The sequence below is a fragment of the Pseudomonas sp. NFACC13-1 genome (genome assembly GCF_900104425.1).
GTDB classification, from domain to species: Bacteria; Pseudomonadota; Gammaproteobacteria; order Pseudomonadales; family Pseudomonadaceae; genus Aquipseudomonas; species Aquipseudomonas fluorescens_AA.
The window spans coordinates 1-17,904 of record NZ_FMXV01000032.1; the positions used below are offsets into that span (position 1 = coordinate 1).

The 17,904-nt window shown below is 65.6% G+C and carries 6 protein-coding genes and 1 pseudogene; 5 read left to right on the top strand and 2 right to left on the bottom strand.

The window, feature by feature from the left end:
• The first annotated feature begins 12 nt into the window (after positions 1–12).
• From BLQ55_RS27235 to BLQ55_RS32625, 5 genes and pseudogenes are all read left to right on the top strand, one after another.
• Positions 13–11,952 (top strand): non-ribosomal peptide synthetase, encoded by an 11,940-nt coding sequence (locus tag BLQ55_RS27235; protein ID WP_256326657.1) that lies wholly within the window; start codon positions 13–15, stop codon positions 11,950–11,952.
• Positions 11,942–13,318, top strand: a complete 1,377-nt coding sequence (locus BLQ55_RS27240) for an MFS transporter (protein WP_092258472.1) — start codon at positions 11,942–11,944, stop codon at positions 13,316–13,318. The genes BLQ55_RS27235 and BLQ55_RS27240 overlap by 11 nt, the downstream gene beginning before the upstream one ends.
• Before the next feature lie 211 nt (positions 13,319–13,529).
• Entirely contained in the window at positions 13,530–13,826 is a 297-nt protein-coding gene (locus tag BLQ55_RS27245) for an ArsR/SmtB family transcription factor (RefSeq protein WP_072405141.1), read from the top strand.
• Positions 13,827–13,881: 55 nt separating this feature from the next.
• Complete coding sequence (locus BLQ55_RS27250) at positions 13,882–14,892, top strand: zinc-dependent alcohol dehydrogenase family protein (protein ID WP_092258475.1); 1,011 nt, start codon at positions 13,882–13,884, stop codon at positions 14,890–14,892.
• Positions 14,893–15,066: pseudogene (locus BLQ55_RS32625) on the top strand (transposase domain-containing protein); the annotation flags it as partial.
• Here the strand turns inward: BLQ55_RS32625 and BLQ55_RS27255 are convergent.
• Positions 15,056–16,681, bottom strand: coding sequence for a methyl-accepting chemotaxis protein (locus BLQ55_RS27255; protein ID WP_092258478.1), 1,626 nt, complete (start codon positions 16,679–16,681; stop codon positions 15,056–15,058). The pseudogene BLQ55_RS32625 and the gene BLQ55_RS27255 sit on opposite strands and share 11 nt — an antisense overlap.
• Before the next feature lie 399 nt (positions 16,682–17,080).
• Complete coding sequence (locus tag BLQ55_RS27260; RefSeq protein WP_092258481.1) at positions 17,081–17,854, bottom strand: GntR family transcriptional regulator; 774 nt, start codon at positions 17,852–17,854, stop codon at positions 17,081–17,083.
• Positions 17,855–17,904: the final 50 nt, after the last annotated feature.

Genomic DNA, 17,904 nt, shown 5'->3' on the forward strand with positions numbered 1-17,904 from the left:
GCCCTGGGGTACCTGAACCAACCGCGACTGAGCGAAGAACGCTTCGTCGCCAACCCCTTCAGCCAGGCGCCCGGGGCACGCTTGTACCGCACCGGCGACCTGGTGCGCTGGCGCGCCGACGGCGTGCTGCTGTTCCTGGGGCGCAATGATTTCCAGGTGAAGATCCGTGGCTTTCGCATCGAGTTGGGGGAAATCGAAACCCAACTCAAGGCCTTGCCGGGAATCAGCGAGGCGGTGGTGCTGGCCGATGCCCAGCAACGCCTGCTGGCCTACTTCAGCGCCACCGAGACGCACGAGCCCAACGCCCTGCGCGCCCGCCTGGCGGCCGTGCTGCCGGACTACATGCTGCCGGCGGCTTTCGTCCAGGTGGAAGGTTTCGCGCTGACCGCCAACGGCAAGCTCGACCGCCACGCCCTGCCCGAACCCGACGAACAGCATTTCGCCCTGCACCGCTACGAAGCGCCCCGAGGACCAGTGGAAACCCGCCTCGCCGAGCTGTGGGCCGAGGTCCTCGGGGTACCGCGGGTCGGTCGGCAAGACAACTTCTTCGCTCTCGGCGGGCATTCGTTGCTGGCGGTGCAACTGGTGGAACAGCTGCGGGTACAGGGCTGGCCGCTGGACGTACGCACGCTGTTCGGCGCCCCCAGTGTCGCCGCGCTCGCCGACTGCCTGGCACAGCGTCCGGCGCTCCCGGGGCTTGAGCTTGCATCACCGCAGGCCGCGATACCCCCTGGCTGCAGTCGTATCGTCCCTGAGCTGCTGCCCTTGGTGGAACTGACCCAGGCGCAGATCGACGCCATCGTGGCCCAGGTCGAGGGTGGCGCCGCCAACGTGCAGGACATCTACCCCCTGGCGCCTCTGCAAGAAGGCTTGTTCTTCCACTACCTGCTGCAGGAAGAAGGCGACACCTACCTGTTGCACACCACCCTGGCCTTCGACGACGAAGCCGGCCTGGACGGTTTTTGCCAGGCGCTGCAACAGGTCATCGCCCGCCACGACATCCTGCGTACCGCCCTGGCCTGGGAAGGCCTGGAACAACCGGTGCAGGTCGTCTGGCGTGACGCGCCGCTGCCCATCGAGGTGCTGCCTATCACCGAGGTCGACGCGCTCGCCCAGTTGCAGGCGCACACCCATCCACGGCAGCGCCGCCTGGATATCCGCCAGGCGCCGCTGCTGCGGGTCGTCAAGGCCTTCGACGCCGCCGGGCAACGCTGGCTGCTGCAAGTGCTGCACCATCACCTGGTGCTGGACCACACCACCTTGGAGCGGATGGTCGAGGAAATCGTGCTGATTCAGCAGGGTCGCGCCGCGCAACTACGCGAGCCGGTGCCGTTCCGGGCCTTCGTCGCCCACGCCCGACACGGCCAGGACAGCGCCCGCCAACAACGGTTTTTCGAAGCCATGCTGGCGGACGTCAGCGAACCCACCGCGCCGTTCGGCCTGCTGGACGTGCAGAATACCGGTGCACTGGACGAAGCCCGCGGCGTCCTCGACCCGACGCTGGCGCTGGCCCTGCGGCAAACGGCACGCCGCCACCAGGTGAGCGTCGCCAGCCTGTTCCACCTGGCCATGGCGTTGGTATTGGGCAAGGCCACGGGCCGCGCCGACGTGGTGTTCGGCACCGTGTTGCTGGGTCGTCTGCAGGGGATCGAGGGGGCTGACCAGGCCTTGGGGGTGTTCATCAACACCCTGCCGCTGCGCATCGGCTTCGCGCAGACCTCGGTAATCGACAGCCTGCAGCAAACCCATCAGGCGCTGCTAGGCCTGATCGAGCACGAGCACGCGCCGCTGGCGCTGGCGCAGCGCTGCAGTGGCGTGCCGGCGGGGACGCCGCTGTTTTGCGCGTTGCTGAATTTTCGCTACAGCCTGGAGGACACGCCTCACCAGAGCGTCACCGGCATGCAGGTGCTGAGCACCGCCGAGCGCACGAACTACCCCTTCACCTTCTCGGTGGACGACCTCGGCCAGGGCTTTGGCATCACCGCACAGATTGCCGGTTCGGTGGGTGCGCAGCGGGCGCGGGGGTTCCTGGAACAAGCCCTCGCCAGCCTGGTGCAAGCCCTGGACAGTAGCCCACAACGTCTGGCCCGGACCCTGGATGTGCTGCCGCCAGCGGAACTCGCGCAACTGGACCGGTTCAACGCCACGGCGCGTCCCCAGCCCCAGCGTGCCCTGCTCCACGAGCACTTCGAGGCCCAGGCCCGGCAGACCCCGCAGGCCCTGGCAGTGCACTGCAAAGGCCGCCGGCTCAGCTACGCCGAGCTCGACCGCCAGGCCAATCACCTGGCGCGGCGCCTGCAAGCGCTGGGCGTCGGACCAGAGGCGCGGGTCGGCATCCATCTGCGCCGCACTCCGGAACTGATCGTCGCCCTGCTCGCCGTGCTCAAGGCCGGCGGTGCCTACGTGCCGCTGGACCCGACCTATCCGGCGCAGCGCCTGGCCTACATGCTCGACGACAGCGCCCCACTGGCGGTGCTGACCCTGGCCGACGCGCCGCTGGAACTGACGCTGGCCGACGATTGCCACCGCGTGAACATCGATGAAGTGCTGCGCGGCAGCGAAACCGCGACCAGCGACGGGCCGCTGGCCCTAGGGCTGGAAGGCCAACATCTGGCCTACATGATCTATACCTCAGGCTCCACCGGACAACCCAAGGGGGTGATGATCGAACACCGCAACGCGCGCAATTTCCTCGACTGGGCGCTGGGCAGTTTCACGCCGCAAGTGCTCAGCCAGAGCCTGTTCAGCACCTCGATCAACTTCGATCTGTCGGTATTCGAATGCTTCGCGCCGCTGTCCTGCGGCGGCACCCTGGAGCTGGTGGACGATGCCCTCGCCCTGCTCGACCAGCGTCCGGAGCTGAGCCTGCTCAATACGGTGCCCTCGGCCCTCGATGCGCTGTTGCGCGCAGAAGCCCTGGCGGGCTCGTTGGAGAACGTCAACCTGGCTGGCGAGGCGCTGCCCCGGACCCTAGTGCAGCGTCTGTTCGAGCAGAGCCGCGTGCGTCAGGTCAACAACCTCTATGGCCCGACCGAGACCACGGTCTACTCGACCTGGGCGGCGATGGACCGCGAAGTCGGCTTCGTCCCACACATCGGCCGCCCCATCGACAACACCCAAGTGCACGTCCTCGATGACGCCATGCAGCGGTTGCCCGTGGGCGTGCCGGGCGAGCTGTACATTGGCGGTGCTGGCGTTGGACGCGGCTACCATCGGCGGCCCGACCTGACCCGTGAACGCTTCCTCGCCGACCCCTTCAGCGACCAGCCCGGGGCGCGACTGTACCGCACCGGCGACCTGGGCTTCTGGGATGCCCAGGGCCAGCTCCACTACCTGGGGCGCAATGACTTCCAGGTCAAGATCCGCGGCTTCCGCATCGAACTGGGGGAGATCGAAAGCGCCCTGTTGGCGCTGCCGCAAGTGGCCACGGCGGCAGTCCTGGCGGTCCCGCGCAATGGCCGCGAGCCGGCGCTGGTGGCTTACGCCGTGGCCAGTCCTGGCCACGGGCCGTTGGCGCTGGCGGCCCTGCGCGACGCCCTGGCGAACCGACTGCCGGGCTATATGGTACCGGCGGTCATCCTGCCGCTGGACGCGCTGCCGCTGACACCCAACGGCAAACTCGACCGCGGCGCCCTGCCACTGCCCGGTGAAGAGGCCTGGAGCAGCCAGGCCTACGAAGCTCCGCGGGGTGAGCAGGAAACCCTCATGGCCGCCATCTGGCGCGACCTGCTGGGGGTCGCCCGGGTCGGCCGGCACGACAATTTCTTCGAATTGGGCGGCCATTCACTGCTGGCGGTGCAATGGGTCTCGCGGGTGCGCCAGCGCCTGGGCCTGGAATTGCCCCTGGCGACCCTGTACGCGAACCCGACCGTTGCAGCCCTGGCCCCGCTGATGGCGGGCGCGGCGCGCTCTGCCCTGACGGCGATCCCGGTATTGCCGGACACTGCCGAACGGCCGCTGTCGTTCGCCCAACAGCGGCTGTGGTTCATCAGCCGCCTGGACGCCCAGGCGAGCGCCGCCTACCACATCAGCGGCGCCCTGGCCCTGGATGGCGAACTCGACGAAGCCGCCCTGGACCAGGCCCTGACCCGGATCGTCGAGCGCCATGCGGTGCTGCGCACCCGGTTCGTTGAACAGGACGGTGAAGTCCGGCAGGTCATCGAGCCAGGGCCGCGCTGGGGATCCTCGCGCCTGACCCTGGAAGCCAACGACGACGCCGGCCTGCGGGCGGCCCTGGCCACCGAAGCGGCACAACCGTTCAACCTGAGCGAAGGGCCCTTGCTACGGGCTCTACTGGTGCGACAGCAGGGCCAGCGCCATGTGCTGCACCTGACCTTGCACCACATCATCGCCGACGGCTGGTCCATCGGCGTGCTGGTGGACGAACTGTCGGCCCTCTATAAGGCCTTTCGCCGGCGCACCCCGGACCCGCTGCCGGCCCTGGCGATCCAGTACGCCGACTATGCCGCCTGGCAACGCCAGTGGCTGGCCGGCGAGCGCGGTGCCGAACAGCTGGCCTACTGGCTCGCGCACCTGCGCGACGCACCGGCACGCATCGACCTGCCCAGCGACCGGCCGCGGCCGCCGCGCCAGGACTTCAGTGGCGCGCGCCTGGCGGTCGCCCTCGATGAATCCACCAGCGCCGCGCTCAAGGAACTGGGCCGGCGCCACGGCTCCTCGCTGTACATGACCCTGTTGGCCGCCTGGGCCGTGGTGGTCGGGCGCCTGGCCGGGCAGGAGCAGGTAGTGATCGGGACACCCGTGGCCAACCGCACCCGTGCTGAAGTCGAACCCCTGATCGGCTTTTTCGTCAACACCCAGGCGCTGTGCGTCGACCTGCGCGGGGAACCGGACGTTGGCCAATTGCTGGCCCAGGTCCGCGAGCACGCCTTGGGGGCCCAGGCGCACCAGGACGTGCCGTTCGAGCATGTGGTGGAAGCGCTCAATCCGCCGCGCACCTTGGCCCACAGTCCAGTGTTCCAACTCATGTTCGCCTGGCAGAACGCGCCGCGCGGATCCCTGGACCTCGATGGCCTGAGCCTGACCAGTGTCGCCGGCGAGCAGATCACCGCGCCGTTCGACCTGTCCCTGGAGCTGTACGAGGCCGATGGACGCATCCTCGGAGGACTGAACTACGCCACCGCGTTGTTCGATCCCGCCAGTGTGCAACGGCATTGGGGCTACCTGGCCAATGTGCTGCGCCAACTGTGCCTGGACGACCGCCAGCCAGTGGCGCGCCTGTCGCTGGTGGACGACCTGGAGCGCGAGCGCCTGTGGCACCAGCTCAATCCGGTCCCGACGCCGTTCCCCGAAGCTGGCTGGGTCCACCGGCCGTTCGAACGGCAAGCCCGGCAGCAGCCCGAGGCCCTTGCCGTGGAGCTGCATGGACGCGGTTTGAGCTATGGCGAACTCGATCGCCAGGCCAGCCACCTCGCCGCGCAGTTGTTGGAGCTGGGCGCAGGCCCGGGCCAACGGATCGCCATCCACCTGCCCCGCAGCCTGGAAATGATTTTGGCCCTGTTGGCCACGCTCAAGACCGGCGCGGCCTACGTGCCCCTGGATCCGAGCCAGCCCATCGCCCGCCGGCAGGCTATCGTCGACGATTGCCAACCCTGCCTGCTGCTCTGGGATGCCCAGCGCGTCGAGACCCTGAGGCTCGGCGAGCGCTGCCGGGCGCTGTCGGTTCGCCTGGCGGCCACCGTGGGTCCGGCGTCCGTCCTGCCGGAACTGGCGCCGCCGCGGCCGGATGACCTGGCCTACGTCATGTACACCTCCGGCTCCACCGGAACGCCCAAGGGCGTCGCCATGGGTCACCTGGCCTTGGGCAACCTGTTGGCCTGGCAGGCCGCCCAGGCGCTGCCCGGTCCGGCGCGGACCCTGCAATTCGCCGCGCAGGGCTTCGACGTGGCGTTCCAGGAGATTTTCTCCACCTTGGGCACCGGGGGCACCCTGGTGCTGCTGGACGAGAACCAGCGCCTGGACCTCGCCGGCCTGCCCCAATGGCTGGCGCAGGCGCGGATCGAGCGGCTGTTCCTGCCCTACATCGCCCTGGCGACCCTGGCCGACGGTTGGGCCGAGGCGCCGCTGGCGTTGCCGATGCTGCGGGACGTGATCGTCGCCGGCGAAGCGCTGCGCATCAACGGCGCCCTGCGCGCGCTGTTCGAAGCTCATCCCCAGGCCCGTCTGCACAACCACTATGGCCCCACCGAAACCCACGTGGTTTGCACCCACACCCTGTCCGGCGACCCTGCGCTCTGGCCGGACTTGCCAGTGATCGGCCGGCCGATCGCCAATACCCAGGTGTGCCTGTTGGACGGCACCGGTCAATGGGTACCCCAGGGCGCCGCCGGCGAACTGCATGTCGCCGGCGTGGCCCTGGCCCAGGGTTACCTGAACCGGGCGCAGTTGACCGCCGAGCGTTTCATCGAGCACCCTTTCGACACCACCCCCGGCGCGCGACTGTACAAGACCGGCGACCTCGCACGCTGGACCGCCGAGGGCACCCTGCAGTACCTGGGGCGCAACGATTCCCAGGTCAAGATCCGCGGTTACCGGGTCGAACTGGCCGAAGTGGAAAGTCGCCTCGATCAGTTGCCCGGCCTGCGCGAATCAGTGGTGATCGTTCTGCCGGGCGACAGCGGTCAGGCGCGTTTGGTGGCCTATTACAGCGCCAGCGAGACTCTCTCGCCGCTGACCCTGCGCAGCCAACTGAGCGAGCGCCTGCCCGAGTACATGCTGCCCAGTGCCTTCGTGCAACTGCCGGCACTGCCGATCACTGCCAATGGCAAGGTCGACCGTCAGCGCTTGCCGGCGCCTCCCGCCGATGCGTTCGCCCAGGGTCAATACAGCGCGCCCCAGGGCGAACTGGAAACCACCCTGGCAGCGATCTGGTGCGAATTGCTCGGGGTCGAGACAGTGGGTCGTGACGATGATTTTTTCGCCCTGGGTGGGCACTCGTTGCTGGCGTTGCGCTTGCTGGCCAAGGTGCGCCATCGACTGGGCCTGGAAATGCCGCTCTCGGCGGTCTTCGCCCAGCCACGCCTGCACGCGCTCGCCGCCGCCCTGGGTAACGCCGGGCGCAGCCGCCTGGGGCCGCTGCTGGCCAGTGACCGCAGTCAGCCGCTGCCGCTGTCGTTCGCTCAACAGAACCTCTGGCTGATCCAGCAGCTCAATCCGGATTCCACCGCAGCCTTCAACATGCCCGCAGGCCTGCGTTTGCGCGGGCACCTGGATATCGACGCGCTGCGCAGGTCGCTGGAGCGCATCGTCGCGCGGCATGAAAGCCTGCGTACCCGCTTCGTCAGTGTGGCGGGACAGGCGCGCCAAGTGATCGATTTGCCCCGGGCGCTGGCCCTGCCGACCCTGGACCTGAGCGCCTCCGGCGCGACAGACTGGCAATCGATCTGCGCCGAGGAAGCCGCTCGGCCGTTCGACCTCACCCGCCAATGGCCGATCCGCGCCAGCCTGCTGCGTCTGGACCACGACGACCACGTCGTCCTCGTCACGCTGCACCACCTGGTCTCGGACGGCTGGTCCATGGGCATCCTCACCGACGAGTTCTCCCGCCTGTATCAAGCGTTCAGCCAGGGGCGGGTCGATCCACTGCCGACCCTGGATCGCCAATACGGTGACTACAGCCTCTGGCAGCGCCAATGGCTGCAAGGCGACGAACTGCAACGCCAGCGCGCCTACTGGGCCCGCCACCTGCAGGACGCACCGACCTGCGTGGCCCTGCCCACCGACCGGCCGCGGCCGGCACGGCTGGACTACGCCGGCGCCAACCTGCCGGTGCGCATCGACGCTGAGCTGACCCACGGCCTCAAGGCCCTCGGCCAGCGCCACGGCACCACGCTGTACATGACCGTGTTGACGGCCTGGGCGGTGGTGGTCAGCCGGTTCTCGGACCAGGACCGGGTGGTCATCGGCTCGCCGGTGGCCAACCGCAACCGGGTCGAGCTGGAGCCGCTGATCGGTTTCTTCGTGAACTTCCAGGCGCTGTGCATCGAAGTGGACGACGCCCCGACGGTGGAAACCCTGCTGGCCCGGGTCAAGGACCTGGCGCTGGCCGCCCAGGAACATCAGGACCTGCCGTTCGAACAGGTCATCGAGGCGCTCAATCCGCCACGTTCCCAAGCCTACAACGCGGTGTTCCAACTGATGCTGGCCTGGCAGAACGCACCGGCGGGCGAACTGGACCTGGGCAACGGCTTGCATCTGGAAAGCGTCGGTGCGCCGGTGACCACGGCCAAGTTCGATCTGGCGCTGGATGTACACGAGGTGGACGGCGTGATCGAAGGCGGCTTCAACTACGCCACCGCGTTGTTTGACGCCGATACCGTGGCTCGTCACTGGCAGGCGCTGCTCTCGGTGCTACAGGCGATGGTCGCGGACGACCGTCAATCGGTCGCCGACATCGACCTGCTCAGCCAAACCGAACGCGAGCAACTGCTCCATGGCTTCAACCCCGCCGTGGCGCTCCCCACGACCAATGGGGAGCGTCTGCACCAGCGTTTCGAGGCCCAGGCGGCTCGCCGCCCGGATGCCGTTGCGGTGGAGTACGGTGAACAACGGCTCAGTTATCGAGCGCTCAACGAGCGCGCCAATCGCCTGGCCCATCGCTTGCGTGGGCTGGGGGTCGGCGCGGACAGCCGCGTGGCAATCCATGTCGAACGCAGCCTCGACATGCCCATGGCCATTCTCGCGACCCTCAAGGCCGGCGGCGCTTATGTGCCGCTGGATCCGGTCTACCCGGCCCAGCGCCTGAACTTCATGCTGGACGACAGCCAGCCGCGGGTGCTGTTGACCCTGGCTGATCTGCCGGTTGAACTGCACGTACCGGCCGGTTGCGAAGTCCTTTCCCTGGACCCGGATCGCGGCGGCTGGCGCGACCTGCCCTGCACCGATCCGGCAGCCGATCCGCACGCCAGCGACCGCGACCTGGCCTACATCATCTATACCTCTGGCTCGACCGGCATGCCTAAGGGCGTGATGATCGAGCACCGCTCGTTGTTGCGGCTGTTCAGTGCCACCGATGCCTGGTTCGGCTTCGATGAGCGAGACGTCTGGACGCTGTTCCACTCCTACGCCTTCGACTTCTCGGTCTGGGAGCTCTGGGGCGCGCTGCTGCATGGCGGCCGGCTGGTGGTGGTGCCTTACCTGACCTCGCGCAGCCCCGAAGACTTCTACCAGCTGCTGGTGGAGGCCGGCGTCACCGTACTCAACCAGACGCCCAGCGCCTTCTACGCCTGGATGAAGCAGACCCGCGCCGAACCCCATCGCCTGCGCTGCATCATCTTCGGCGGCGAGGCCCTCGATGGCGCTGCGCTACGGCCTTGGTTCGAGCGCCCGGACAACCAGGGCACGCAGTTGGTGAACATGTACGGCATCACCGAGACTACGGTGCATGTCACCTACCAACCCATCGATGCCGCCCACTGCCACGCCGGGCTGGCCCCCATCGGCCGGCCAATCCCCGACCTGCGGGTCTATCTGCTCGATGAGCGGGGCGAACTGGTGCCCCGCGGCGTAGTGGGCGAACTCCACGTCGCCGGGCCAGGGCTGGCCCGCGGCTATCTCAACCGTCCAGCGCTGGACGCCGAGCGATTCCTGCCGGCGCGTTTTGCCGGTGGCGAGGGCGAACGCCTCTACAGAACCGGCGACCTGGCGCGTTGGAGCAGCGACGGCACCCTGTACTACATGGGACGCAACGACCAGCAGGTCAAGGTGCGCGGCTTCCGCATCGAGTTGGGGGAGATCGAAGCACGCCTCACGGCGCTGGACGACGTGCGTTCGGCACGGGTCCTGGCACGCCAGGACGAACCCGGTGATCCGCGGCTGGTCGCCTATCTGCTCGCCGAACCGGGCCGCCAGTTGGAGCCGGCGTCACTGCGGTTGGCGCTGGCCGAACAGTTGCCAGCACACATGGTGCCCGGCGCCTATGTGCAACTGGAACGATGGCCGTTGACCGCCAATGGCAAGGTCGACCGCGGCGCCTTGCCCGCGCCTGACCGGCAAGCCCTGCAGCAACGTCCCTACGCCGCGCCCCAAGGCGCCACGGAAAACCTGCTGGCACAACTCTGGGCACGGTTGCTGGGAGTCGAGCAGGTGGGTCGCGAGGACAATTTCTTTGCCCTCGGCGGGCATTCGCTGCTGCTGGTGCAAATGCTCGACGCCCTGCGCGAACAAGGCCTGGGCGTGTCCGTGGGCGACTTGTTCAACGCCGCGGACCTGGCGGCACTGGCTCGTGAAGTGCTGCCCCTGGATGCCCAGGACATCGACCAGCAGGCGCTACTGTGTATCCGCGCCGGCACGGACCAACGGGCCCCGCTGTTCTTCATCCACGAAGGCACCGGCGAGGCGCTGCCCTACGCTCGCCTGGCACGCTACCTGGACCCGGCGCTGGGGATATACGCGGTGCAAGCCGCCGCCGAACTGGAGCAAGGCATCAGCAACGAGACGCTCGCCAGCCGCTACATCGCGCTGCTGCGCAAGGTCCAACCCCAGGGTCCCTACCGGCTTGCCGGCTGGTCGGCGGGCGGCCTGCTGGCCTATGAAATGGCACGCCAACTGCGAGGCGAGGACTGTCCGGTGGCGTTCGTTGGCCTGATCGACAGCAGCCAGCCGGGCGCACTGCGCGCCGCGCCGGTGCCCCTGGACTTGGACGATGACGCACTGCGCCAGCAACTGCTCGCTTATCTGACGCAGCAGTGGCGCAATGGGGACGGCCAGGAACCGGGGGACGCCTGGCATGCAGGCCTCGACCTCGATGCGCTGATCACCACGGCCCAGGAACGCGGCTGGCTGCCCGGCGGCTTTGACCGCCAGGCACTGGACCGTCGCGCCCGCCTCAACCTGACCCTGCGCAACGCCATGGTCCGCTACAGGCCGGCGCCCCTGGGCCTGCCGGTGCACTTGTTCAGTGCCACTTCGCCTGTGCCGGGCTTGTCCAGCCCGAACGGGCTTGGCGCCGATTGGCAGGCTCTGCTGGGCAACGATCTGATGGAACAACGCATCGAGGGTGATCACTGGTCGATCATGCGTGACCCCGAGCCGCTGCGACACCTGGCCCAAGCGCTGGAGCAGGCCTTGAGCCAGGCCGAACGGGATGCCGACGAACTGCGCGACGGCCGTACCGGCTTTGTCTTGCAGACCGGCGCGGCGCAGGCGCCTTGCCTGTTCATGATCCCCGGGGCCGGGGCCAACGTCGCCAGCTTCGTCCCGCTGATCCAGCAGTTGGATGTGCGCTTGAACGTGGTCGGCCTGCAGGCCCGCGGCTCCGACGGGCACAGCGAGCCCCACGGGACGGTGCAGGCGGCCGCTAGTGCCTATGTGAAGGAGATCCGCAGACAGCAGCCGGATGGCCCGTATTACCTGCTCGGCCATTCGTTCGGCGGCTGGCTGGCGTTCGAAGTGGCCCGTCAGCTGCTAGCCGAGGGCGCGTTGGTGGCGCCGGTGTTGCTGCTCGACAGCCGCGCGCCCGGCCCGCGTCTGGCCAGCGACGCGCGCGACGCCCTGGCCCGTTACGTCGGCTTGCTGGAGATGGATGCCGGGCGCGACCTGGGCCTGGACATCGACCGCCTCGCCAGCCTCGAAGTCGACGAGCAATGCGCTCAACTGCTGGCGAGCATGCAAGCGGTCGGGCTGATGCCGGCGCAGGCCCGAGCCGAGGCGTTGCGCGGGCCACTGCGGGTGTTCCAGGCCAACCTGGCGACGCAGTACCAGCCAACACCGCCCTACCCAGGGCCCGTGATACTGGTCGAGGCTGGCCAGCACAGCGCCGAACCGGACGACCCGGCGCGACGCTGGGAGGCGTTCGCCCCCGACTGCAGGCGGCACGTTCTCGAGGATTGCAATCATTTGTCGATTCTCAAGTCTCGCGCGGCGCCGGCCCTCGCCGGTTTGCTGCACCACCATTGGCCCGTGATCGAGGCGCTGCCGAACCATGGCGATTGAACCTTCGCTACGCCCCTGGCTGTGGGCCTGGGGCGCCCAGGTCGCGTCCACCCTGGGCTCCGCCCTGGCGGCGTTCAGCCTGGGGATCTGGTTACTGCAGCAACACGGCAGCGTCACCGACTACGCCTGGGTCATCGCCTTGTCAGCCTTGCCCGGCCTGGTGCTGGCGCCGCTGGCCGGCTGGCTGGTGGACCGCTGTGAAGCGCGTGCCTTGCTGTTGGGCGTGGAAGCCTGTAGCGGCGCGGCGGCGCTGGCGCTCTGGTGGCTGTTCGAATCCAACGCCCTGGACCGCTGGCAGGTGTATGCCTTTGCCGCGGTGAACTCCAGCACCCTGGTGGTGCGCATGCTGGTCTGTCAGGCGGCCATCCCGCGACTTCTGCGCAGCCCCCAGGCAATCGGCCGGGCCAATGGCCTGATGCAATTGATGGTGGGCTCGCCGCAGCTGATCGCCCCCACCCTGGCGGCGCTGCTGTTGGGCAGCGTCGGGGTGACGGGGGTGCTGTTGTTGGACCTTGGCGCCGTACTGTCATGCGCCACCGTCCTTGTCTGGATCGGCCTGTTTGTCAGTGCCGTGCGCGGCACTGGCCAGGGCCGTGTCGACTTCGCGAGCGGATCGTCGGTGGTCCTGGCAGTGCTGCGTGGGCGTCCGGCGCTGTGGGCGTTGCTGGCCTACCTCGGGCTGGAGCACTTGATGCTCGGCCTGGCATCGGCGCTGTTGTCGCCACTGGTGCTGGAACGTCACTCGGTATTGGTGCTAGGCACACTGATGACCTGCGGCGGCCTGGGCATGCTCGGCGGCTCGCTGTGGGTGGTGGCCCGGCCGCCGGTGCGGCTGATCCGCACTGTATTGCTGGCCGACCTGCTGCTCGGCGCCGCCGTCCTGACCATCGGCGCCAGCGCTTCGCCGGTGGTGCTGTATGTGGCCGCCTTCGTCGCGTTCGGCTGTTTTTCCCTGAGCACCAGCAGCGACCAGAGTTTCTGGCAACGCAGCCTGCCCGCCGACGCCCTCGGCCGGGTCTTGTCGGCCCGGCAGATGGTTTGCCTGCTGGCAATGCCCATTGGCGCCCTGGGCGCCGGCGCATTGGCCGACGGCTGGGCGATCACATTGATGAGCAAAACCGGAGAGTGGCAAGCCAGACTGGCACCGCTGTTGGGAACGGGCAAGGTGGGTGGCCTGAGCCTGCTGTTTGCCGCGGCAGGCCTGTCATATGTGCTGCTGGCCAGCCTGGGGCTGGCCTTCGGCCCCTTGCGGCGCTTGCAGCCGGGCGTGCCACTATACGGCGAGACGAGGCGCGGAGCCGGGTTGACGGCAGCAGGCAGCGATGATGTTCACGACGGGGCTCCACGTTTGGAACAACAAGGCTGACTCACCACAACGACGGTCGCTAACCGGCCACAAACAGTCGTTCAAGCATATACCGGGAATGTCTACCAGAGCGGGGTAGTCCAAGCAGTCATTCAATGCGTCCACAAAAAGCAGGGTCGATTCAGCTGGATGCGTTTTTGATTTCAATCCTTTGCGCTGGGTAATAGATTACTTATTGAACATTTCGTAAAAAAGCGTAACATCGCCGCCCATGATACTCGAACAGCTCAAAGCCCTGGGCAATGACACTCGCATGCAAATGATGGAGTGGCTCAAAGACCCACTCAGTAATTTCCCCCCTCAGGATCATGGCGATCCCGCGATAGGCGTGTGCGTCACCCATTTGCAGCACAAGGCCGGGCTTTCACCTTCTACCGCGTCTGCACATCTAGCTATCTTGCAACGTGCAGGCTTCGTGCTGACCACCCGCATCGGAAAGTGGACCTACTACCGGCGCAATGAGCAGGCGATTGATGACTTTGCGGCCAGGCTGATCATCGAATTGTAATTTTTAAACTTTCATTTCGTTATTTCGCGTAATGAGAAAACATGAGGAAAACTCTATGAGCAGCAAAACTATCTTCGTTGAACCCGGTGGCGGCTATGAAAAGGTTGTGGTTGGCAGCAGCGAAGTCCGAGCCGCAGCGCGTGGTGAAATCACCGTGCGCCTTCATGCCAACTCGCTCAACTACCACGACTTCGCGGTGGTCAGCGGTATGTGGGGCCCTAGCGAAAAACGCATCCCCATGGCCGATGGTGCAGGTGAAGTCATTGCTGTCGGCCCAGATGTCACTGAATTCAAGGTGGGTGACTCGGTCGTCAGCACCTTCTTCCCGGAATGGATCAACGGTGTACCGCTGGTTGAAGGCTTTGTCAGCGTGCCAGGTGATGGCATTGACGGCTACGCTCGCGAGCAGGTGACGGCCAACGCCACATCGTTCACCCTCGCGCCTATTGGCTACAGCCATGCTGAAGCGTCGACGCTTACCACCGCCGGCCTTACTGCTTGGCGCGCCCTGATGGCCGATGACTCACTCAAGCCGGGCGACACGGTGCTCGTCCAAGGCACGGGTGGCGTTTCAATTTTCGCCCTGCAGTTCGCTAAAATGGCCGGTGCCACCGTTATTGCGACCTCTTCAAGCGACGAAAAACTTGAACGTTTGAAAGCGCTAGGTGCTGATCATGTGATCAATTACCGCAAAGACCTCAACTGGGGCGAAACTGCACGCGCGCTAACGGGTGGCCGTGGTGTTGACCACATCATCGAAGTCGGCGGCCCTGCGACGCTGGAGCAATCGATGAATGCAGTTCGGGTTGCTGGTCACATCTCCGTCATCGGCATATTGAGTGGCGTAAGCGGTGCAATGAATTTTGTACCGGCACTGATCAAGCAAGTGCGTCTGCAGGGTGTATTGGTGGGTAGCCGCAGCCAGCAGCAGGACATGATCCGAGCCATCAATGCTAATGGCATGCGCCCGATTATCGATCGTCATTTCCCTTTGAGCGAGATTGTCGAAGCGTTCAAGTATCAGGAAACCAACCAGCACTTCGGTAAAATTTGCCTGGATATCTAAGCACGCATGCATGGGCATGATCCGTATGCCTATCTCAAAGATGGGCTGCCACGGCTGCCGACGCAGCGGACGGGCGAGATTGACCCCATGCTGCCTGTCACAACCGGCAGCATGGGGTCGTTTTCAGCCGGCCACCACGGGCGGTACAGCCCTTCGCCTACCCTCAGACCTTGAAGCGCGCCACTAGATGATTGAGTTCAATTGCCAGGTTTGCCATCTCACTGCAGGCGCTGGCGGTCTGGCTGGCGCCTGCCGAGCTCTGGATTGACAGTTCGCGGATGCTGGTCAGGTTCTGGTCAGCCTCGCGGGCCACCTGGGCTTGCTCTTCGGAGGCGGTGGCGATCAGCAGGTTGCGTTCGTTGATCTGGGCTATGGTCTCGGCGATCTGCTTGAGCGAGAGGTCGGCATTCTGCGCCACCGAGATGGAACTGCTGGCCATCTGGGCGCTGACGTTCATGGCGCTCACCGCGTGGGTCGAGTCGGTCTGGATCGCGCTGATCATCTGTTCGATTTCCTGCGTCGACTGCTGGGTGCGATGGGCCAATGCCCGCACCTCATCGGCCACCACCGCGAAGCCACGGCCCTGCTCCCCGGCCCGAGCGGCTTCAATGGCCGCGTTCAGCGCCAGCAGGTTGGTCTGCTCGGCAATGGCTCGAATCACCTCGACCACCTTGCTGATGTCCTGTGCCCTGCCTGACAAGGCCTTGACCTGTTCACCGGTGGTGGCCACGTTGTTGGCCAGACCTTCGATGGCTTTGAGGGTTTGCGCCACGTTCTCGATACCCGAGCGGGTGAACTCCATTGATTCGCGGGAAGATTGGGCGGCGGCCTCGGCATTGCGTGCCACCTCGTCCACAGCGGCGCTCATTTCGGTCACCGCGGTGGCAGCCTGATTGACCTCGTCGTTCTGCCGTACCAAACCGCGGCTGGCGTCTTCGGTCACCGCGGTCATTTCTTCAGAGGCCGACGCCAGTTGGGTGGAGGAATCAGCGATGCGCGCGATGGTTTCCCGCAGGTTGCCCTGCATCTTCGCCAGAGCGGCCAGCAGGCGGCCGGCTTCATCGCCGCCATTGATCGAGACCTCCCGGGAAAGGTCACTACCGGCGATGCGCTCAGCCACAGCCAAGGCATCGCCGATGGGCGACGTGATGCTTCGGGTCAGCACCGCAGCCAGCGCTACGGTGAGTACCACGGTTACCACCAGCAGGCCAATTACCAGCGTCACGCCATTGCTGTAGGTGGAGGCGGCGTCCAGGCCCGCACGCTTGGCGCCCTCCTCGTTAAAGTTCGAGAGCTTGTCCATCTTGTCCTGCAGGGCGTTGGTCATAGGGCTGATGCGGGTATTGATCAGGGTGATGGCTGCGGCATTGTCACCACTGCGCAGCATCGGCTCCAGCTCATCCAACAGTTTGAAATACTGCTGCACATCGTTGGACACGGCCAGGTACAGTTCACGCTCAGTCGGACCCGTGATTAAGGGTTCGTAATGGCTGATGGCGTCCTGCAGCGTGCTGCGGTAGCCGCTCAACGCAGCAATGCGGGGCTGGCGCTGTTGTTCGTCGGTGATCACGGTGATGCGGATGCTTTCAAGACGCAGGCGCAAAATGCCTGTCTGCATCTTGCTGGTCTCGCGGGTGCTCGCCATCCAGTTGGTTTCAACATCCTGCTCCGAATCTCGAAGCTTCCCCATTTGCAATAGGGCGACGATGCCTAGAGCAAAAACCACCAGGACAATGAGCGAGAAGAACGTGGCAAACCTGGGAGCGAGGTTCATAGTCCTGATGTTCATTTTTTTATTCTCTTAAAAAGGTCGATACGGTGCTGCTGTCATTCCGGGATATCGACCAGAACGCTTGGAAATAAAAGCCATCCGACAAATGGGCTAGCGCAGCCTCTGGCAAACGCCAGCGTGCGCGCAACACATCTTGTGTGGTCACACGGACGTCGCACGGGGCGGACGTCATTGCGAAGGGAATCAGGCACTGTCGCTTCAGTAGCGTTCGCCGACGAGCCACTCGCTCTGGTGCCAGAACGCAGCCGCCCGCAATGGGTCGAGGGCATAGGCAAATAGCTTAAAGACACGACCTTGGCTTCCAGGTGTTGCGAGCGATCTCGCTCAAGACTTGCAGTGGTCAACCACGAGACAATCGGTCGAACCAGATCCCCCAGTTCACCCATTGATCACGACCTAACGGATTTCATTGACGTACATGAAGTGCTCGGTACTGACACGCTGATGGGTCATCATGACCGGTGTCGCAGCCTGGTCGAACGACACGGCGTCGATAATCATCACCGCGTGTGGCGAGGTCAATTCCAGCAAGCGGCAATCCTCATCATTGGCCAGCCCCGCGGTCAGTTGCTCGCGCACTGCAGCCACCCTTAGCCCGTACTGTTCAAGCAGATAACGGTAGAGCAATTCTGGCAACTCATCGGGGCCGGGAAAGTTTGGCACTTTGCTGGCGACGACGGTAAACCGTTCGTGCATCGCTGCCACACCGTCAATGCTGCGCAAGCGGTGCAAGCGATAGACGGGGCTGCCCTCATCGATCAACAGCTTTTGCGCATCCAGCGCGGTGGCCTCGCCCATTTGGTAATCGAGCAAGGCAGTGCGCGACTTCAGCAGTGCGCCTTCCTTGTTGTGCAGACGGAAATACTGGAAGAAGTAGCGCAGGTTATGCAGAGGCGCCCAGCCCGTCACTACCGTACCGGTCTTGCGCCGACGCATCAGCATTCCCTCCGACACCAACTCCGCCAGCGCACGCCGCACCGTCCCAACCGATACGCCAAAGTCATTGGCCAAGGCATTCTCGCTGGGTATGACCGTGCCGCTGGGCCACTCCCCGAGAAGGATCGCTTCCGAGATATGTCGCTTTACCACCTCATAGAGTGGCGCACTGTCGTGCTCGCTCAGGCGCGAAAAAGAACTGGCAGGCGCAGACGGCGCGTTGCTATCGGTCATATTTTTTCCTTGACGGGCTCTATCGAGATACTTAACTATAAACTATATAG